A 19,741-nucleotide genomic window follows, 5' to 3' on the forward strand; every position below is an offset into this window, starting at 1 on the left:
TATGCTCTTTGCCTCATATGCTCAGCATTTCCATGCTCACTCCACATCTCGCACGCTCTTTGCCTCATATGCTCAGCATTTCCACGCTCACTCCACATTTCGCACGCTCTCTGCCTCATCTACTCAGCACTTCACACGCTCACTCCACAAACTATATATCCTCTACTTCCACGCTGTGCAATGCGCTCACGCAGACTTATCTACCATCCAGCAAATTGCCGAGTCCGCCAAGTACGCTTCCTTCTTCTTTCCGACCGCTGTTGCCGGCAGCGGACAGGATGCGATCGGCCATTCGGCTGAATGGCAGCGACTGTACCCACACCTTGCCGGGTCCGCGCAACGTTGCGAAGAACAGGCCTTCGCCGCCGAACAGCGCGGTTTTGACCCCTTTTACAAACTCAATATTATAATCCACCGAAGACGTCATAGCGACTAGACAGCCAGTGTCCAGCTTAAGCGTCTCTCCCGGTTGAAGTGTGCGTTCCATAACATAACCGCCAGAGTGTACAAATGAAAGTCCGTCTCCCTCCAGCTTTTGCATAATAAAACCTTCACCACCAAAAAAGCCGGTACCCAGCTTACGCTGAAATTCAATACCGATTGAAACGCCCTTTGCCGCGCAAAGGAATGAATCCTTTTGACAGATGATTTTTCCACCGTATTGCTGCAGGTCGAGCGGGATGATTTTGCCTGGGTACGGAGCAGCAAAGGTGACACTTTTACGTCCATAAGAACCACTGTGTGTAAAGACAGTCATAAACAAGCTTTCACCTGTCAACAGACGTTTGCCCGCGCCCATCAGCTTCCCCATCAAGCCACTTCCACGCGAGCCTCCGCTGCCGTCGCCAAATATCGTCTCCATTGTTATTTCCTGATCCATCATCATGAAGCTCCCGGCTTCGGCAATTACACTCTCTCCTGGGTCAAGCTGCACCTCTACACACTGTATTTCCTCACCCATAATGGCATAATCAATCTCATGAGCACTCATCCCGCAGTTCCTCCTTATAATTAAAGTCAACATGTGACTTATGAATGAAAATATATACGTGCGTTGCGATTCACGGTTTCGCTAATCCTAACTATCCATGAAAACCGCCTATATTCAGCAAAAAAATCAACCAGAGGTTCTGGCTGACCTTAATCCGGTATCCCTGAAAAATGTTATTTATTCCAGCTTTCTTCAGGTTACTGTACCACATCTCTTGTCAATACTTGATAATATGTTACAATACTTTTTATACTTAAATGTTTATTTAGTAGTCTAATTCTAATGATAAAGGTGAAATGAATGAATCCACAATCGGAATATGCAATTCTGCTATACTATAAATTTGTAAAAGTGCCGGATGCAGAACAATTCGCCCAGGAGCATTTGGCTTACTGCAAAGAGCTTGATGTAAAGGGACGAATTCTCATCTCAGATGAAGGCATTAACGGAACACTATCAGGTACGGTTGCCCAAACCGAGCAATATATGAAGGATTTGCGCGCAAACCCTCTGTTTAGCGATATCGTCTTCAAGATCGATGAGGCTGATGGTCATGCCTTCAAAAAGATCTTCGTTCGTTATAAAAAAGAACTCGTGACGTTCCGGGTCGAGGATGAACTGGACCCTAACGTGATTACCGGAAAGCATCTGGCGCCTAAAGATTTCTATGAAATGATGCAGCGCGACGATGTGGTGATTCTGGATGGTCGTACCGGTTACGAATTCGATCTTGGTCATTTCCGCGGCTCCATCCGCCCCGAAGTAGACAGCTTCAAAGAATTTCCGGACTGGATTCGCGAGAATATGAGCGACCTTAAGGATAAACCAATCCTGACCTACTGTACAGGCGGGATCCGCTGCGAGAAATTAAGCGGGTTTATGATGAAGGAAGGTTTTGGACAGGTGTACCAGCTGGATGGCGGCATTGTGACTTACGGTAAAGACCCTGAGGTACAGGGCCAACTGTTTGATGGAAAATGTTATGTCTTCGATGAGCGGATTTCCGTACAGATTAATCATACCGACGAGGATATCGTTGTCGGACGTTGCCATCACTGCGGTCAGCCAGCTGACCAATTTATCAATTGTGCTAACGATGCTTGTCATCTTCAGCATATTTGCTGTGAGGACTGTGAAACACAGCACAGTGGTCATTGCTCGGACGAATGCGAAGCAATCACGAATGCCGTGGGCTAAATAAAAGGACAAGCTGGCCGCAAATGTTTCTACACGATTCAAAGACGAGCACTAGTGAGTCTTAAGTTAACTAAAAGGTGGCGTACAGGATTTTCACTGTACGTCACCTTTTGTTATGAGCGAAACGTCCGAGCAACGCTCCTAAGGACTGCACCTATTAAATTACGTCATATCCAGCAAAAAAAAGTCAACCAGAAACTCTGGCTGACCTTAAATGTAGTATATCCCCGAATAAGCTGTTTATACCAGCCTTCTTCACATTACCGTACCATCATGCGGTTTACGTAGTGTAGATTGAATCTTTGGCGCCTTCACTAGCTTTGGTTTGCCTAAAGAGGTTGTAAAGGTGATCACATAGCCGGCTACGACTACTGCCATCACTGTATACATCGTTTCTTTAACAGGCATATAAAAGAGTGATAGTGCCAGAACGATTACATCCATCATGATGAATACCGTACCTACTTTGATTCCCTTCCATTCACTAACCAGCAGCGACAAAATATCGTCTCCACCGCTAGCCCCGCCACTCCGCAGGATAATTCCCGCTCCTAAACCTGTCAGTACGCCGGACAAAAGAGCTGCTAATGCCAAATTGTCCTGCAAGTTGATGACCAAACCGGAATAACGTTCCATGAGACCATAGAAGATTGTAAAAGCTCCTACAGAAACAAAAGTGTTGCACACGAACGCTTTCCCTTTGAACATCCATGCTATCAAGAGTACTGGAACGTCTAGAAGCAGAGTTGAAATCGAAGGTGAAATTCCTAATACGTATTTGCCAAGCAGCGATAATCCTACGAATCCGCCCTCTGACAAATGATTCTGAAAATTGATGTGATAATAAGTAAATGCAAGCAAAAATGTTCCAAACAAAATGACTGTCAATCGGAGCAGTACATTCACTCCGTAATTGTGGTTCCTCATACAGGTCTCCCCTTATCGTATATGGCGGCTAGACGTCCCACCAACCTCTACGACGGGTAAAACCGGAGGTATTGCTCCTTCGCATATATATACTCCTTCCCCTCGCAGAGGCGGTTCGTCAAGTAACAACGGTTTACGCACCTTCTACAGGGAAGCTAAGTATAAGACAGATCATAACGTTTCCAAATCGTCCTTTGGGGAATCGTCCTTCGGGGACACATGGTATCCTGATCCTTTCTCTAATTTGATAAGTTCTGTTTACATTATACCACGGAGCCACCCTACTCTAAACAGTTTGCCAGAAAAAAGCAGGAATCACTCTGTACTCCGCAGCAAACGGTTGATTGTTTCACGTCTTACACCGATTAATTGTCCTATTTCTTCCTGGGTCAATAACTCTGTTAGCGCTGCGCCATGAGAGTAGTCATTAAACCAGCGGGTTAGCAATTCCATACGTTCTGCAGGTGTACCTACAGTAAGATGATCCAGCCGTGTCTGCATAAACCGTACCTTCTCCTGAAGCAGTCTGGCGATTTCCATCGCTTGACCAGAATCATCCCGCAGCTGTTGATACCATTCTGCTGATGGAACTGCCTCCACCTCGCTCTTCATCATCGCAACTGCCGTTCCATGCGCCTCCTTTGGCGAAATGAGTGAATGATGGGGAACCATCTCACCGGGATACAGGATGTTGAATAACACCATGTTCCCATTCTCATGAAGTCTTGTGACCTTGAACAGCCCGCTTTTTACCTTAAATAAAAAATCACAGCTGTCTCCTTGGCGGAACAAGACTTCCCCCTTATGTAATATCATCTCGCTCGCTCCTTTTCCTTCTGATTATATATATTTTCAATTATATAAAATTAAACCTCATTTATGGAGATAAATCTACCTATGGCGAGGAGGTGGGTGATTAATGTCCATACAAAAACTGCTGGGTGCCAGAATAAAAATTCTGGTACCCAGCAGTTCAATTTATTTATAAAGTTACTTTGCTTCAAGCGGTTTCTTCCATAATCCGAGCATCAATCCGGAGATGACCGAACCGATCAGAACAGCTAAGAGGAACAACAGCGCGTGGCTTGAAAGGGCAGCTACAAAGATCCCGCCATGCGGAGCCGGCACGTTGATATTCCAAAGCTGTGTAAGACCTCCAGCAACGGCCGAACCAAGAATACAAGAGGTTAGGACACGAAGCGGATCGGCTGCGGCGAATGGAATGGCCCCTTCCGTAATGAACGATAAGCCCAGCACATAGTTCGTTAAGCCTGATTTACGTTCTTCTTCTGTGAATTTATTCTTAAAGAAAGTAGAAGCCAGTGCTATTGCAAGTGGAGGCACCATCCCCCCCGCCATTACAGCAGCCATCATGAAGCCGTTGGTATTGCCACTGGTAGTGAATACACCGATGGCAAAAGTATAAGCAGCTTTATTGAAAGGTCCACCCATATCTATGGCCATCATGCCACCGAGAACCAGACCCAAAATAACAGCATTAACAGTTCCAAGATCATTAAGCCAATCAATCAGCCCTACATTGATCCAGCTAAAGACCGGATCGAACAGGTAATACATCAATCCACCGGTAATTAGAAGCCCGAATACCGGATATAACAGGATCGGCTTCAGTCCGTCAAGTGTTTTAGGCAGACCTGCAAATACTTTACGTAGTCCGATAATTACATAACCCGCCAAGAAACCAGCAGCCAGCCCGCCGAGGAACCCAGCGTTGGAATTCAAGGCCATGTAACCCCCAACCATACCTGGCATCAGAGCCGGACGATCACCAATGCTAAGCGCTATAAATCCAGCAAGGACTGGAATTAGGAAATGGAAGGCACCATCTCCACCACCAATTGTCTGCAGTAACTGGAACAGCGGATGATCTGCTCCACCTACTTGTTCAATCAGGAAGGAGATTGCTAGCAGAATACCGCCACCGACTACAAACGGGAGCATGTGGGAGATCCCATTCATTAAGTCCTTATATATTTTACTGCCGATACTGCCAGATTTCTCTTTAGACCCTTCGTCATTGCCACCGCGACCTTCATTGTGATAAATCGGCGCTTCCCCATTCATAGCTTTACGAATAAGCTCTTCCGACTTACGGATGCCATCACTTACAGGTCTTTGCAGTACAGGTTTACCGTCAAAACGGGCCATTTCCACCTTTTTATCAGCTGCAACAATTACACCGCTTGCACGCCGAATCTCATCAGGGGTAAGTACGTTTTTGGCCCCTTCTGAACCATTCGTCTCTACACGGATATTAACTCCCATTTCCAGAGCTTTTTTCTTAAGGGCATCTTCAGCCATAAAAGTGTGTGCAATGCCTGTAGGACAAGCAGTTACAGCTACGACAAAAGCTTGGGAATCCGGGTTGCCCACGATTACACGTTCAGGCTCTGACTTCGCGGCAGTTTCAGCAGCTTCGTTCTCTTTCTCCTTAGCTTCACCTTCCGCCTGCTTGGCATCAAACAAAGCTGATACCTCGTCAGGAGTCTGAGTATTCATAAGCTGTTCAATGAACTCGCTATCGATCAGTAGTCTGGACAATGAGGCCAGTGTACGAAGATGCATATTGCCTGCTCCTTCTGGAGCGGCAATCATAAAGAAGATACGTGCTGGCTCATCATCAAGGGATTCAAACTCCACTCCCTTTGCGCTCTTAGCAAATACAACCGTCGCTTCATTTACCGCTTTAGTCTTAGCGTGCGGCATTGCAATGCCGCCGCCAATCCCAGTGCTGGACTGCTCTTCGCGCTTCAGAATCATCTCTTTAAAAAGGATCGGATCATTAATTCGGCCACTTGCAGCAAGACTCGCAATCAATTCATCAATTGCAGCTTCCTTAGTTGTAGCTTTTAGATCCATGATCATCGTTTCTTTTATCATTAAATCCGTTATTCTCATCATGCTCAACTCCCTTAAGTACTTTGAATGCTGTCGGCTTACACTTCTGAGATTTGGATCAGCGGTCTCAGCTGTTCAATGAATTCTCTGTCCGCTAAGTCATCAGAGAATGCGGTTGCACTGCCCGAGGCAACGCCTGCACGGAACGCCTCCAACAAGTCTCCTGTCAAAGACAGTGTCCCTACAAAACCAGCGATCATGGAATCTCCTGCACCTACAGAATTTTTCACTTTACCTGATGGTGCGTTGGCGTGGTATACCCCTTGCTCCGTAATGAACAAAGCCCCTTCACCCGCCATGGAAACCAGTACATTTTTCGCTCCTGCATCCAGCAGCTTGCGTCCATAAGTAATAATCTCTTCCCTCGTATCTATGGTTACGCCGAACAGCTCTGCGAGCTCATGATGGTTCGGTTTAACCAGCAATGGCTGATACGCCAGTGCTTTTTGAAGTGCAGCACCAGTAGTGTCAATGACGAATTCCGCTCCGCTCTGTTTGCACACAGATATAAGCTTGTCATAGAAATCTGCACCCAGTGATGGGGGAACGCTTCCCGACAAAATCACTACATCCTCCGCGTTCAGGGCAGCCAACTTTTGCAATAGTGCATTGGCTTCAGGATCATGAATGACAGGTCCAACACCGTTAATCTCCGTTTCCTCTCCATGCTTGAGCTTGATATTAATCCGCGTATCATCAGAAACAAACACGAAATCGCTTGAAATTGACTCTTCGTGTAACCAATCCTCAATATATCGGCCGGTGAAGCCTCCAAGGAATCCCATAGCCTTATTCTGAACCCCAAGCTGATTAAGCACTCGGGATACGTTAATTCCCTTCCCTCCCGGAAGCTTCAAATCACGTTTCATCCGGTTCAAGTCACCCAGTCTCAAATCTTCCACTTCCACGATATAATCAATGGAAGGATTAAGCGTTACAGTATAGATCATGATTATCCCTCAATTATGTTGGTTTTCTAAGCTATAGATTACCGATCACAAGTACGGCATCTGTAATTTCTCCAAACGATCACACGGTAATTCATAATTGCTTATCCTATATAAAATTTATACCAGCGTGAAATCCACACCCAATTGCGTGATCTCACGGATGAATTTGTCAGACGCTCCTGAATCTATAATGCAATGATCCATTTCCGTCACATCTGCAACCTTGCTAAAGGATACCTGCCCCAGTTTACTGTGATCTGCCAGTAGAATAACTTGCTTGGCGACTGCGATCATTTTGCGTTTTGTAGCTGCCTCTAACATGTTCGGAGTTGTGATGCCTTCCCGCAAATCCAGTCCATTAGTGGCAAGAAAAGTTTTATCTACTCTCACCATATCTAAGGAACGCTCTGTCATCGGTCCAACAAAAGCCATCGTATCCGGGCGAAGCATACCGCCTGTAATTGAGACTTCGATATTGCGGCAATCCCGCAGTTCATTCAGCGCCATAATCGAGTTCGTAATGACTTTGATATTCGAAAAGTTCTTCAGCTCTCTGGCAATCTGCAGTGTTGTTGTTCCTGCATCAAGCAGTATTGCGTCACCCTCCTGAATCATCTCCACGGCCTTACGGGCAATCCTTTGCTTCTCATCCAACAAATGGTCTTCCTTATCAGGATAAGCTGCCTCAAAATTAACACTCTGCAGGGAAACCGCTCCGCCATGAGTACGCTTTAATAGCTTGGCTTCTTCCAGCTCCTTCAGATCACGGCGCACAGTAGACTCAGATACGCCCATTTCCTGACTTAGCTCCTGTACAGAAGCTCTTGAGTTTTTTTCCACAAAAAGCACGATTTTTTGTTTTCTCTCTTCCTCAAACATCATCGTGGCTCGCTCCTTTATGTGACAGCGCGACCTGTGCAATTCCTTGCGCTCATCTATGAATTTTCTTGACCGTTAATTGATTATATGTGACCGTTATTGATCGTTTGTGCTCGTTTATGATTTTAACAGCGTTTTCATCCTGTGTAAAGTGCTAAAAAGAGACAGTGCAAAATTACATCCGAATTGCCTATCTCATATGCGGCATTTATAACATATTAATAATACATACCGGGAAAAGCGGGTGATCAGAAATGGCCAATGGAAGAAACAGCGGGAGAAATAAAGGCAACAGCAATGCTAATAAGAATGGGACCACCAATAACAATAACCCAGTGGAATCCGCAGAACTTAGCGCTGAGGATTATGAGATCATCGCAGCTGGACTTGTAGCGTTAGGTGAGATTTTTTCCTTTTTATCTCTTGTTAAAGCAAGACAAGTTACCAAAGAAACCGGAGGCGAAGATGTAGTTCCTGAAATCTTTACTTTATCCACTAGAAAATCTCATAGACGAAAGTCAAGATAATCTGTGAAAAAGCAGATAAATAGTTATATCTCCTTGTTAAATTGCGAACTTTTTACTTGGCGTAACCTTTGTAACTAGAACCTCTATATGGGTATGCCAAGAACTACCTAAAAGGAATTGCCCGCTTTTGAATCAATACTTGTAAATTAGGGTTATTAAACTACATAGACATAAATTTGAATTTTGGGGGATGTTTTTATTGCCACAACAGAAGTATTTTCGGACAAGCCTTGCTATTATCGCCTTTTTACTGATTTTGTACTTAGGCTCCAAAGTAATGTTTCTCTTCGCCCCACTGGGTGCCATTTTCAAATTATTACTTGTTCCTATGATGTTATCAGGGTTCATGTACTACCTGCTGCGTCCGTTAGTAAGAATCCTTGAGAAAAGAAAATTAAACCGGGCGTTCTCCATCCTGCTCATTTATTTTCTGATTGCCGGCTTGTTCGTTCTCTTCTGGATTCTAGTCTGGCCGACACTGCAAGAACAAATTCAGAACTTTATTGATAACACTCCTTACCTCGTGCAAGGTTTGCAGGATCAGTTCAATGCATTGAGGGAGAATCCGACACTGTCACGTTTTTTCAAAGGGGACTCTGACGTCGCGGCCCGTTTATCAGAATTTCTTAGCGATACTATTACCTGGGTTACCAATTCCATGTCCAATTTGATTGGCGTTGTTTCCAGCATTGTAGTGTTAATCGCAACTTTGCCCATCATTCTGTACTACATGCTAAAAGATGACTATAAGCTATCGCCTAAGCTTCAAGGCTTAATTCCGAGAAAATATCGTAAGGAAGGGCAAGAGATGTTTGGAGATATCGACAGCGCCTTAAGCAGCTTCATCGTCACACGTGTGGTGCTAAATGTCGTACTCGGTATTATGTTATATATAGGGTTCCTTATCATCGGACTGCCTTACTCCCTGTTGCTCGCCGTAATTTCAGTGCCCCTTAACTTCATTCCATATGTGGGATCATTCTTAGCAGCGATTCCGGTAATTATAGTGGGTTTCATTGAATCACCAACGATGGCCATATGGTCCCTGGTTGTAATCTTCATTGCCCAGCAGATCCAGGATAATGTACTCTCACCGATTATTTACGGAAAATCATTGGATGTTCATCCACTGACTACGGTCATCCTTGTCCTTATAGGTGGAGACTTCTACGGTATTATCGGAGTTCTTATTGCGCTCCCTGTTTATATGATTATAAAAATTGTTTTCCTGCGCGTGTATGAGATTATTATTGCAGACCGGATAGATGAAACTGAGCCTATCAAAAAAGAGGAGCTATAACGGTTGTAATCTACTTCGTGAACGGGCGGAGCTTATCTATAAAATAAAAAAGGGTACGTCTCCAATCACTCGGAGTCGTACCCTTTTTTATTCTTTACAGGTGCCTGAAATCATCCTCGTAAAGAACGAACTACAAAGATGTGATTGCCCTTCATCAGGTTTTGGCCGTTCTGAAGAGTAACTGAACCTTTCGTATGTGAGGTAATAATCGTATTAAAGGCAATAAGCTGATCTTCTTTCCAGACGCTAACCGCCGATTTAAAATACACTGCATTGTCAAATTGCTGCCGATCCCTCATCACATAACCTACGGAATGGAGAACTGGAGGCAGCGCTCTTTCTTTTGGAGCCAGAGCCTTAATAACAACAATATCCCGAAACGGCACAGCAATTTCCTGATGGCCAATCACCGCCACCGATGCGGAAAGGTCCCATTTGCGGAGGATTCCCTTCATAATGGTATAAGGTTTCTCCCCGCAGTACATTATAACGGGTTTACCTACCCAATGCTTCATAGCTACCTCCCCTTCGCATCACTCCATAAATTATAAGTCCGGAATGAACCAATCTATTCCTGCCAACCCCTGCGACTCTAAAAATTGGTTGGCCTTTGAGAACGGACGACTGCCAAAAAATCCACGATGCGATGAAAGTGGGCTTGGATGAGGCGATTGCAGCACCTTATGCCGGCTTTTATCGATGAAGGCGCCTTTTTTCTGCGCATGACTTCCCCATAATATAAACACCATAGGCGTAGATCTTTCATTTAGCTTTTGCATAATAGTGTCTGTGAATGTCTCCCAGCCCAGACCTTTATGCGAACCAGCCTCACCTTCACGTACCGTCAGCACGGTGTTCAGCAACAACACTCCCTGCTCTGCTAAGTGCAGCAAAGAGCCGTGGTTCGGAACAGGCACACCGACGTCCTCCTTCAGCTCTGCATAAATATTGCGCAGTGACGGAGGGATACGTACCCCCGGATTGACAGAGAAGCTTAGTCCGTGCGCTTGTCCGGGACCATGATAAGGATCTTGACCTAAAATAACTACACGGGTCTCCTTATAAGGCGTTAATTTCAATGCTGTGAACAATAATTCTTTTGGCGGATAAACGGTATGTTCCTTATATTCTTGTGTTAGTGCGTCCATTAATTTTAGAAAATAGGGCTTTTGCATTTCATCCTGCAATACCTCATCCCAATCGTTGCCAAACATCCCCAAACTCCTCCTTTAACCGAAACCATAGCGATATAGCTTTTTTATTTCCGACCATAATCCGCTTTGATCTCGCCCCACTCTTTGGTCTGCCACTTGAGCACCTTATTGTCATATGTATTGGTTTGCAACCAACGCTCTGCCCGATCAATAAGCACCCAAATTTCCTCTGTTGAAGAATCGCGCGGCAAGGTTGTTGCCACCTTCTTCTGCTTCACCCACTTCATTGCATTTACTGAATCACTGTAGACCGTTTTATCGCTTCCCTCTTTCTTTAACAACGCCAAGGCATGAACAATCGCTAAAAATTCGCCTAAATTATTAGTGCCCTTTTTGATCGGACCACAGGAGAAAATGATATCTCCCGTTTGTGTATCTACACCCTTATATTCAACAGGCCCCGGATTACCACGAGTCCCCACATCTACTGAAATACTGTTGTAATCAATCTCCTCAGAGGTCTCTACTGTAGCACTGCGTTTAAAAGAACTAGTCCCCTTAGACTTTGCTGCACCAGCTGCCCCTGTTCCCCAATTCCCCTTCCAGCCCGCTTTATATGCCGCATCAGCTGCTGCTTTGGATTCATAGGATTTATATTTTGCACCGGTATAATGATCTGTCTGTGCCTGGCATTCTGCCCAAGTGCTATAGACTCCCGGTTGTTTACCTTCCCAGACTACATAATATTTCTGTTTGGCCATGGATAATGCTCCTTTTCTACTGCCTGTACTTATTGTAATCCATATTGCTCGTGAATTCATCGGATAAATCACATTTTTCAGGTCATACTATACGCCAGAGATGTCCAGGCCTATATTACCATTTGTAGATTGATTGGTAAATTACTAACTAATCACTCTATAGTAAGCTCGAAGGATATCAGTACAATTACTTAGGGAGGTTATACAGATGAGAAAGATAGCAAGTGTTGCTGCGGTATTTGCTTTTGTGTTAATGGTCGGATGTGGAAATGCAACAAACAATGCCAATAATGCTACTGCAACAAGCACTCCTGAGAACACGAATAATGCGGGAACCACTAATAATACAGGCACCGCTAATAATCAAAATAACACCACAGATGCTGTAACCTCAGCTTCCGTAGTAGATAATGAAGAAGCCTTCAAACGCGCCATCAGTCCAGAAGGAACCTGGATTGCTGCTACACTTAAAGACTTAACCTTCACCGAAGATCTCGTGGTGGATGGAGAATTCATGAATAAAGAGGAACCCGCCAGAAAAATTGCTCTATACACACAAGATGCGGATCACAACATCACCAACTCCTTTAAACTGACTGCTCCAAAATTGACCATCAAGAGTAAAAATGCCCGCATCCAAGGCGGCACTTTTATTGGAGATGTATACGTAGAAGCGGATGGATTTACCCTAGTGAACGCAACCGTTGAAGGTAATGTTTACTTCGCAAACGATCAATATAAATCCACCTTTAATTCATCCGATCAAGGAAAAGTAACTGGTGTTACAGAAGTGAAAAAATAAACTTCAACCCCAAAAAGGTGATCTCAAGTCGTTAAGACTTGAGATCACCTTTTTTATATACACCCTTATTCTTGATAAAAACCATCTTTGAAAAAGTTGTACCATCCCTCGACGGTTTCGATTGGGAAACCCTCTAACTTCTTCATAACTTCCCTTGCAAATTCTAAAGAAGCTGTGCCATTAGCTGTAATAATATATTCACTCGAAACTGCCTGTTTTTCAATATAATTTGCTTCTCCTTTATAATTAGGAGCATTTTGTTTTAAATAATCCAATGAATTTCCGGTATGCGGTATGTTGTCTAAATAGCCATGTTCAGCCAAAAAAGTTGTAGCATCACATATAGCGGCTATAGGTACACTCTCCTGCAGACATTTTTCAATCACTGGAGTAATAGCTGAATTATCTTTCCAGCCTGTGCCCCCGATTAAAATCAACATTTCATACTGAGCAGGTAAACTTTCTAAAGTATAGTCAGGTACAACAGTAAATCCACCCATAGATTTGACATTGTCGCTAGTTAGAGCAACTGTTCTTACTTTATATTCACTTTCCTGCTTATTTAGTTCGGCACTAATATATCCGCTTTCCCAATCAGCGTAGCCATTGGATAGAAACATCAAAACTTCTTTTTTCATATATTAGCACTCCCTTTAAGTTCTAACGCCACTTCCGCCACTTCTCGCCCATTTACCAGCAGCACAATCCGGTGCTCTCCTGGATAATGACGCCGAGTTGTTAAATCAGCCCAACGATGTGTCCGTTTACCTGACAGAATTGTACCTCCAGGTACGGTCTTATCCGATAACAAAAAAGATTTACGGGAGGTTCGACCTGCCGCTTTCACGAAATAGATTCCGTATTCAATCCGAATCCGTGCCGGAGCTCCCTCACGAACTTGAAGCTTATACTGTAATTCAGAGCTTTCGCCAATGGTCAGGATTGAAGGTTCCAATAGAATGAAGGCACTCGTTATAAGTGGAGCAGCTTCGTCTGTCTGCTCTGCGTATCCGAATAAAGCCATAATCTCTGGCTCAGCTTTACGAATCAAAGAACGGCAGCCGTGCCGCACAATCCAGTCTGTATCGGGATGTGTTCCCTTCCAGCGCCGAGCGGTATCGAGCACCACTTCCGGATGATCCTTCGCAATATCATTCAAATGATTAGCGACACTTTTACGCACATACAGGGATGTATCCGCCTTAAGCTGCTCAAGTACAGGTAATACCGGAGCTGGGTCAAGCTTGAACATGGGAAGCGCCTGTCCCCAAGGCAGACGAGGCCGACAGCCCTCACTAGCCAGCCTACGTACATGCTCATCAGGGTGCTTCGCCCATACCAGCATTTGAGCCATCATCCGCTCTGGTTCCCGTAAGAGAAACGGCCTAACTGCAAATTCAGCCGATGATTTCGCTGTGAATCTTTCCAGAGCCTGCATAGACAATTCCCAATGATCGTCTCCCTGACCATATACCTCAACAAAATCCGGAAAAATCAAATAAGGAAATCCTACACAATCGTCAGCAATGGCGAATAGGATAGCCAGCGCTTCTTCATAAGGAAGCTTTAAGTGGCTGCCCAACGTCTCGGTGACCCGCCGCATTCTTGCCTTCAGCTCAAGCATTTCCCACGGTTCAGTCATGGCTGAGCTTACAAATGCCTCAGTCTCGAAGACATTATGTACGCCACGAATCTTTTCGCCGAACTCACGCAGAAATTGTTCATTGTACATTGCTTTTAAAGGTTCAGCCATTCGATAATCCCTCATTTTCTTCTTTAGATCAGCAGACTTGATTCTGTCATGAAATCGTAGCACACCCAATTTGACAACAGTATGTCAACTTTGGCAGCTAAGAATTAATAAGTACCTTTACCTCTTCAATCCCTTGTTGGGCTCGACTGTTTAACGCGCGTTTATCTTTAAGGTTATGTTCTTTAAGTTCGTGTCCAGGATCAATGACCAGCGGCTGTGAGATTACATCCTCGAGAATTTGTACAGCAACCTTACAGCCTTGAAATAACAGTTCTTTTGTGATCACCTGGTTATGAGAACGAATGATTTCAAGCATTTTTTCCGCATAAATCAGTCTAACCAAACTATCAGCGCTCATAATATTCCGCGAAGCAAAAGAAGCCACTTTTTCCACAATCCAGCTATCCTGATAATTCCGCGAGATGGATTCCAGTATCGTAATCGCATCCCAGTCCCGTATCGACAACTGCTTGACGTGCTCCATAGCCCATTCCTGCAGCCATTCCAGCTCCACTTCTCTTGGAATTTCAAAACTTTTGTACTCCTTAAGTACTCCTGCTTTATGCATATTTAAAAAATGACCCAAAAACTGAATGTACAGCTCCTTGGCTCTTTGTGTCGGTTCTGTCATCTGGCAATCATCCTTTCATTATCCAAATCATATCCATTCCCCGGTTTCTTTTCAAATTAAAATAAAAAAGGACAGGTAGCGAAATCATCGCAATACCTGCCCTTTAATAACTTCGGGTTATGGTAAATAGTTTGCTTCAACCGGAGGGGTTTTCTCCACTATTTTCAGTTCTAGTCCTCCGAATCTCTTCGCCAGCTTGTTATATACCAGCGCTACCAGCATACCCACCAATCCATAAATGAGTATCAAAATAACCGGCATAATCAAATAAGGGATACCCATAACAACAATAAACGTCTCTTTAATGATAAGCCCGACCACCACCATCCCTAGACCTACTATAAACAATAGCAATGTAGGAATGATCATAAAATAGATAGTTGTTTTAAAAAAACTCTTTTTGTTAATTTCCAGCACTTCATAGTCTTTCATTATGTAATCCCCTTAATTTATTTAGAGTGGTAAAATTACCCTCTTCGTTTCATTAAAGACGATCTTAAATACAATTTCAACCAAATTTCTCATATTTTCGACTTTTACCAAAGAATTCTTCCTAAAACTCAACGATAAATCATGGTAAAATAACTCCTATGGTTAAAATATCATCATGTACAAGATGTCACCGGAGGGAATAACATGCCACAAACACTAGTGAAAAATATTGATTTTTTTATAGCTGCCTTATCCCAAACCTATATTTCTGCGCTACAGCTTGATCCTGATGGAATGTATTCAGAGGTTGCTTCAGGAATTGTTGAACTGTTCTCTGACGAACAAGTACGGCTGAGAAGATATGACGGATCAGTATCCCATTATGCAAGAGACAACACCAAATTTCAGCGATGACAAAAGGACGTGAACTGGAAAAAGGTCATTGTGAATGATCCTCTTCCAGCTCACGTCCTTATTCACTCTACACACAACTAATCTAGCACGATCCATTCGCCTTCAGCATCCGCTGACTTCATTTCTGCTTCCACGATTCTTAGAGACTCCGCTGTACTCTCTGGCGTACAAATAATGATAGGCTTATCCTGGATAATAACATCCAGAAAATATACAAGCTCTCTATAGTAGCCAACATCCGGTGAAAGTTCCGCTAAATAGCCTGCCCCGTCATTCGGATTGACCTTGACCTCGCTGCCATCAAACACTATATTTCCACGTTCAAAATTAACCCGGTACCCCATGTAAAAACCAAAGTCACCTTCCAGCGTCCAATCCACCTGAGCATTAATTACTTTTGCATCCTTATAAAAATAGTGAGTCGATGCGATATCATATCCGCTACCCGGAAGGACATTACGTCCTAAGGATGATACTTTATCCGGTCTGCCGAACAGATAGTTAATCATATCCGTATCGTGAATATGCATATCCATAATGCCTCCACCGCTTAGTGTCTCATCAAGAAACCAATCCTTAGGAGCACCAGATCCCCTGTAAAAATACCCTTCCGTGACCTGACCGAACTGCCCGCTCTCTATCACTTCTTTTAAATATTCATACCCCGGCCAAAAACGGAGACAATGTCCGATCATCAGTTTTTTCCCACAGCGGGCTGCCGTTTCCACCATTTCCAGCGCTTGTACGGAAGTTCTGGCCATCGGTTTCTCACAAAAAACATGATATCCACGCTCCAGCAGCGAACAAGTCATTTCCGCATGCAGATAAGTAGGAACCGCAATGTCGATCATATCCAGTTCCTCACTGGCTATCATTTTCTCCAGATCATCGTATAGATTGTAAGCTGACAAATCATAGACTTCCTGGGCAGTGCTCATATTCCCGGCTGCTTTTCCATCCTTTAATTCCTCAATTCGCAAATCACAGATGGCTTTAAGGGCAATGGGCTGCCCCTCTTTCGTTAAGCGCACATAATTATCAAAATGCATCCGGCCCATAAATCCAAAGCCGATCAAGCCTATTTTCAACATCGTGAAGTCTCCTTTACTAAAAGTATGGTACTTAACGTATCCGTATCCAGGCCCCTTCTTGATCAGCCGATTGGATTTCAGCCTCAATGATTTCTATGGACTGGGCAGCACTTTCGGGCATACATAGGGTCACTGGCTCATCGTTCTGGATGATTTTCAAGAAATATACCAACTCTCTGTAATATCCGGTATGCGAAGAAAGCTTCGCAATGAACCCCGGTTGACGATTAGGATTTACCTTAACTTCCGCGCCATCAAAGACTACATTACCCCGTTCAAAATTAATCCGATAGCCCATGTAAAAACCAAAGTCGCCTTCCAGTGTCCAGTCCGCTTGGGCATTGACCACTTTTCCATCCTGATAAAAATAATGAGTGGAGACGATATCATAGCCACTTCCCGGTAAAACCTTCCGCCCAAGCGTTGATACTTTATCTGGTTTCCCAAACAAGTGATGGATGATGTCCGTATCGTGTACATGCATATCCAGCATACAGCCGCCACTTAGCTCATCATTGACCAACCACCCTTTAGGAGCACCGGAACCCCGGTAAAAATAAGCCTCTGTCACTTCACCGAACTCACCGCTAGCTATAACCCCCTTCAAATATCCATATCCCGGCCAGAAGCGAAGACAATGACCAATCAGCAATTTTTTTCCGCTGCTTTGCGCCGCCGCTACCATCTTCCAAGCTTCTGCGGAATGTCTCGCCATCGGCTTTTCACAGAACACATGATACCCTCGTTCCAGCAGCGAACAAGCCATTTCAGCATGCAAGTACGTAGGTACTGCAAGGCTAATAGCATCTAGTTCTTCTTTTTCGAGCATATGCTCCAAATTCTCATAAAGGCTGTAAGGGGATAAATCATATACCTCGTGGGCTGTGTTCATATTCCCCGCGGATTTAGTATGTTTAAGGACTTTAATCTGCGGGTCACAAATGGCAACCAGAGAAATCGGATGGCCGTCTTCCTGCAATTGAACATACTGATCAAAGTTCATTCGGCCCATAAATCCAAAACCCACCAGCCCCACTCTGAGCACAGCCTTCACCTCTCTTAAACTTAGTAACTAGTGCGTCCTAAAATAGCATCCATCGCTGCAGAAGTATTAAAAATGATTTGCTCCGAATAATGCGTATATGGCGGTATCATTTCTCCAGTAACATAATTGCTGTAGCCGATCTCTTGCAGTGCTTCCATAACAGCAGGATAATCCACATCCCCAGCAAGTAGATCAACAAATCCATGAAGTCCTCCGGCTGCCCGGCGGTAATCTTTGAAATGCACCTTCTTGATTCTATGGCCTAGAATCCGTATCCACTGCTCTGGATAACCAGAATGAACGATATTCCCTACATCCAGATAGGAACCTACATAATTGGAGCCTACAGCATCTATAAAAGAACGTAATTCGAGCGGAGACAGCAGGAATTTATTCCACACATTTTCAATCCCAATAGAAACACCCGCCATTTTTGCATCCTGAGCTAGATCACTGATCGCCTTCAAGGCTCGATCATAAGCTTTTTCATAATCGACTATTTCACAGCCCTCAATAAAATCCACACCAACCGCACCAGGAATGACAAGAATCGTATCTACGCCAAGTGTTGCTGCCAGCTCCAATTGTTTTTTACATACATCGATAGCCTTCGTCCGGTTCGCCGCGGATTCACTTGTCATGGCATATGACCAATATAGTCCTGTCGCCAGTCCTGCAATTTCTAACCCCATCTCCTGAATGGAATTTTTGATCTTAATAGCTTCTTTCTCAGTGGTTTGCAGGCCAAGTTCACCCGATTCATTCAAAGATAACTCAATTCCGTCGAAACCTGCCGCTTTAGCCAGACGTGCACATTCTTCGATCTCAGTACCTTCGCGAAACGACCAAATGTTTATTCCCTTTTTCATCTGAATCCTCCTCAAATTTGTTATTTTCCGTTTTTTAAGATCCTACCCTAAATACCCTTATATCCTTGATTTATTTATATTATAATAGATTGTAAGTTGAATTTATTTAGGTGAACAAGAGATTTGTTGCACGATTCCGGTCTATTTAAAAATTCATTTTATACTGTATGGGAGGTTTATTCGTGGCTGAAAAAGAACCCCGTTATCCCCTGAGAAAACAGGTCCCCTCCCGGGAGTGGTCACCTGGCATTCACTACGCACAATTCCAAACTCTCTCACCTTGCCTCTTCCCAAGAAGAAGATTGTATGATTTCGAGCTGCTATACGTTCGCCAGGGGAAATTATCAACAAAGATGGATACGGAGGAATATATCCTGAATTCAGGACAACTGATATTTCTTTCTTCCGGGGTATATCATCAAAATGCGATTGTCTCAGATTCGGAAACCAAACTCATTGGGATCCATTTTGATTTTTTTGGGGAATCGATTATTACAAGCGATGAAGACATGCTGGTCAATGAGGAGGAGGTTATGGACGAGAAGTTTGCCTTGGAAGCTGTGACCGCTCCTTTTATGCCATTGTCACAGGAGCCCATTTATACCCCGCCACCCGAATGTATCCATGCGATGGAACAGCTCGTGCATGAATTTACGATGCGGCCTGCCGGTTATGAATGGGTCTGTCGGGGGTTACTGCTCGGCGTTCTAACCTCGCTGCTCCGAACACAAAGCTCCCGGAATACAGCCAAATCTTCCGTTCATACCGGGCGGATCAGAGCTTTAATCGATGAGATGGATTCAAAGCTAGCAGACCGCTGGAGCAATAAATCCATGGCTGGTGCCATGAATATGCATGAAGACCATTTCTCCAAGTTATTTCGTGAGGTGGCTGGCATGCCTCCTGGTGAATATCTCCGTTCCATCCGGCATCGAGAAGCACGCAAGCTGCTGCGCGAAACGGATTGGCCGATTGAACAGGTCGGGGATAAGGTTGGTTATCCTGATATCCATTATTTCAGCAGGGTATTTACTGCGAATGAGGGAATTTCTCCGCGGGCTTATCGCAAAATGTCCCGGATACTCTAGATACGGAAAAC

Annotated in this window: 22 protein-coding genes; 6 read left to right on the top strand and 16 right to left on the bottom strand. The window is 44.2% G+C overall.

The genetic code is table 11. The annotated features are described in order from the left end of the window. Positions 1–196: 196 nt before the first annotated feature. Positions 197–991: a TIGR00266 family protein gene (locus tag MHI25_RS22695; RefSeq protein WP_038572584.1), complete on the bottom strand. Its 795-nt coding sequence runs from the start codon at positions 989–991 to the stop codon at positions 197–199. A gap of 300 nt (positions 992–1,291) precedes the next feature. Between MHI25_RS22695 and MHI25_RS22700 the strand changes: the two genes are divergently transcribed. Beyond that, positions 1,292–2,188 (top strand): rhodanese-related sulfurtransferase, encoded by an 897-nt coding sequence (locus tag MHI25_RS22700; RefSeq protein ID WP_076277386.1) that lies wholly within the window; start codon positions 1,292–1,294, stop codon positions 2,186–2,188. Positions 2,189–2,443: 255 nt separating this feature from the next. Here the strand turns inward: MHI25_RS22700 and MHI25_RS22705 are convergent, their stop codons facing one another. From MHI25_RS22705 to MHI25_RS22725, 5 genes are all read right to left on the bottom strand, one after another. Beyond that, positions 2,444–3,115 (bottom strand): YitT family protein, encoded by a 672-nt coding sequence (locus MHI25_RS22705; protein ID WP_076130250.1) that lies wholly within the window; start codon positions 3,113–3,115, stop codon positions 2,444–2,446. A 315-nt stretch (positions 3,116–3,430) separates the two neighbouring features. After that, positions 3,431–3,931, bottom strand: a complete 501-nt coding sequence (locus MHI25_RS22710) for a Crp/Fnr family transcriptional regulator (protein WP_076134543.1) — start codon at positions 3,929–3,931, stop codon at positions 3,431–3,433. A gap of 174 nt (positions 3,932–4,105) precedes the next feature. Then, complete coding sequence (locus tag MHI25_RS22715) at positions 4,106–6,034, bottom strand: fructose-specific PTS transporter subunit EIIC (RefSeq protein ID WP_076279190.1); 1,929 nt, start codon at positions 6,032–6,034, stop codon at positions 4,106–4,108. A gap of 38 nt (positions 6,035–6,072) precedes the next feature. Continuing rightward, the gene (gene pfkB, locus MHI25_RS22720) at positions 6,073–6,984 is read right to left on the bottom strand and encodes a 1-phosphofructokinase (RefSeq protein WP_076134545.1); all 912 of its coding nucleotides are present in this window, start codon (positions 6,982–6,984) and stop codon (positions 6,073–6,075) included. A gap of 117 nt (positions 6,985–7,101) precedes the next feature. Beyond that, positions 7,102–7,866 (bottom strand): DeoR/GlpR family DNA-binding transcription regulator, encoded by a 765-nt coding sequence (locus tag MHI25_RS22725; RefSeq protein ID WP_305953507.1) that lies wholly within the window; start codon positions 7,864–7,866, stop codon positions 7,102–7,104. A gap of 251 nt (positions 7,867–8,117) precedes the next feature. Here MHI25_RS22725 and MHI25_RS22730 point away from each other — a divergent pair, with 251 nt between their 5' ends. Both MHI25_RS22730 and MHI25_RS22735 read left to right on the top strand, forming a co-directional pair. Then, a complete protein-coding gene (locus tag MHI25_RS22730) occupies positions 8,118–8,390 on the top strand; it encodes a hypothetical protein (RefSeq protein WP_076130246.1) in 273 nt (90 codons plus the stop codon). A 190-nt stretch (positions 8,391–8,580) separates the two neighbouring features. After that, positions 8,581–9,690 (top strand): AI-2E family transporter, encoded by a 1,110-nt coding sequence (locus MHI25_RS22735; protein ID WP_076130245.1) that lies wholly within the window; start codon positions 8,581–8,583, stop codon positions 9,688–9,690. 110 nt (positions 9,691–9,800) lie between these two features. Here MHI25_RS22735 and MHI25_RS22740 read toward each other — a convergent pair whose 3' ends face one another. Genes MHI25_RS22740 through MHI25_RS22750 form a run of 3 tightly spaced genes read right to left on the bottom strand, consistent with a single transcriptional unit; the run spans position 9,801 to position 11,605 of the window. Further along, positions 9,801–10,205: a hypothetical protein gene (locus MHI25_RS22740; protein ID WP_036683006.1), complete on the bottom strand. Its 405-nt coding sequence runs from the start codon at positions 10,203–10,205 to the stop codon at positions 9,801–9,803. Between the two features lie 30 nt (positions 10,206–10,235). Further along, positions 10,236–10,904, bottom strand: a complete 669-nt coding sequence (gene ung, locus MHI25_RS22745; RefSeq protein WP_339187992.1) for a uracil-DNA glycosylase — start codon at positions 10,902–10,904, stop codon at positions 10,236–10,238. 44 nt (positions 10,905–10,948) lie between these two features. Next, on the bottom strand, positions 10,949–11,605 hold the full coding sequence (locus MHI25_RS22750; RefSeq protein ID WP_076184205.1) for a ribonuclease H family protein: 657 nt from the start codon (positions 11,603–11,605) through the stop codon (positions 10,949–10,951). A gap of 208 nt (positions 11,606–11,813) precedes the next feature. Between MHI25_RS22750 and MHI25_RS22755 the strand changes: the two genes are divergently transcribed. Further along, a complete protein-coding gene (locus MHI25_RS22755; RefSeq protein WP_076130242.1) occupies positions 11,814–12,407 on the top strand; it encodes a hypothetical protein in 594 nt (197 codons plus the stop codon). Positions 12,408–12,472: 65 nt separating this feature from the next. Here the strand turns inward: MHI25_RS22755 and MHI25_RS22760 are convergent, their stop codons facing one another. The 4 genes from MHI25_RS22760 to MHI25_RS22775 form a co-directional block, all read right to left on the bottom strand. Further along, positions 12,473–13,045 (bottom strand): type 1 glutamine amidotransferase family protein, encoded by a 573-nt coding sequence (locus tag MHI25_RS22760; RefSeq protein WP_340394360.1) that lies wholly within the window; start codon positions 13,043–13,045, stop codon positions 12,473–12,475. Next, positions 13,042–14,160, bottom strand: a complete 1,119-nt coding sequence (locus tag MHI25_RS22765) for a DNA alkylation repair protein (RefSeq protein WP_340394362.1) — start codon at positions 14,158–14,160, stop codon at positions 13,042–13,044. Before MHI25_RS22765 ends, MHI25_RS22760 begins: the two co-directional genes overlap by 4 nt. Positions 14,161–14,257: 97 nt before the next feature. Then, a complete protein-coding gene (locus tag MHI25_RS22770) occupies positions 14,258–14,791 on the bottom strand; it encodes a hypothetical protein (protein ID WP_076134553.1) in 534 nt (177 codons plus the stop codon). 117 nt (positions 14,792–14,908) lie between these two features. Further along, positions 14,909–15,223 carry a hypothetical protein gene (locus MHI25_RS22775; RefSeq protein WP_076130239.1) on the bottom strand — a complete coding sequence of 105 codons (315 nt, stop codon included), beginning with the start codon at positions 15,221–15,223 and terminating at the stop codon, positions 14,909–14,911. Positions 15,224–15,427: 204 nt separating this feature from the next. Here MHI25_RS22775 and MHI25_RS22780 point away from each other — a divergent pair, with 204 nt between their 5' ends. Continuing rightward, the gene (locus MHI25_RS22780) at positions 15,428–15,637 is read left to right on the top strand and encodes a hypothetical protein (RefSeq protein WP_036683023.1); all 210 of its coding nucleotides are present in this window, start codon (positions 15,428–15,430) and stop codon (positions 15,635–15,637) included. 77 nt (positions 15,638–15,714) lie between these two features. Here MHI25_RS22780 and MHI25_RS22785 read toward each other — a convergent pair whose 3' ends face one another. The 3 genes from MHI25_RS22785 to MHI25_RS22795 are packed head-to-tail and all read right to left on the bottom strand — an operon-like array spanning position 15,715 to position 18,642. Further along, positions 15,715–16,728 (bottom strand): Gfo/Idh/MocA family oxidoreductase, encoded by a 1,014-nt coding sequence (locus tag MHI25_RS22785; protein ID WP_076302700.1) that lies wholly within the window; start codon positions 16,726–16,728, stop codon positions 15,715–15,717. A gap of 31 nt (positions 16,729–16,759) precedes the next feature. Then, on the bottom strand, positions 16,760–17,773 hold the full coding sequence (locus MHI25_RS22790) for a Gfo/Idh/MocA family oxidoreductase (RefSeq protein ID WP_340394365.1): 1,014 nt from the start codon (positions 17,771–17,773) through the stop codon (positions 16,760–16,762). A gap of 20 nt (positions 17,774–17,793) precedes the next feature. Further along, entirely contained in the window at positions 17,794–18,642 is an 849-nt protein-coding gene (locus tag MHI25_RS22795) for a sugar phosphate isomerase/epimerase family protein (protein ID WP_076130236.1), read from the bottom strand. Between the two features lie 182 nt (positions 18,643–18,824). On the opposite strand from MHI25_RS22795, the gene MHI25_RS22800 reads away from it, so the two are divergent. After that, positions 18,825–19,730, top strand: a complete 906-nt coding sequence (locus tag MHI25_RS22800; protein ID WP_076184211.1) for an AraC family transcriptional regulator — start codon at positions 18,825–18,827, stop codon at positions 19,728–19,730. Positions 19,731–19,741: the final 11 nt, after the last annotated feature.

This window comes from Paenibacillus sp. FSL E2-0177 (assembly GCF_037992975.1).
In the GTDB taxonomy this organism is placed as follows: domain Bacteria; phylum Bacillota; class Bacilli; order Paenibacillales; family Paenibacillaceae; genus Paenibacillus_AQ; species Paenibacillus_AQ odorifer.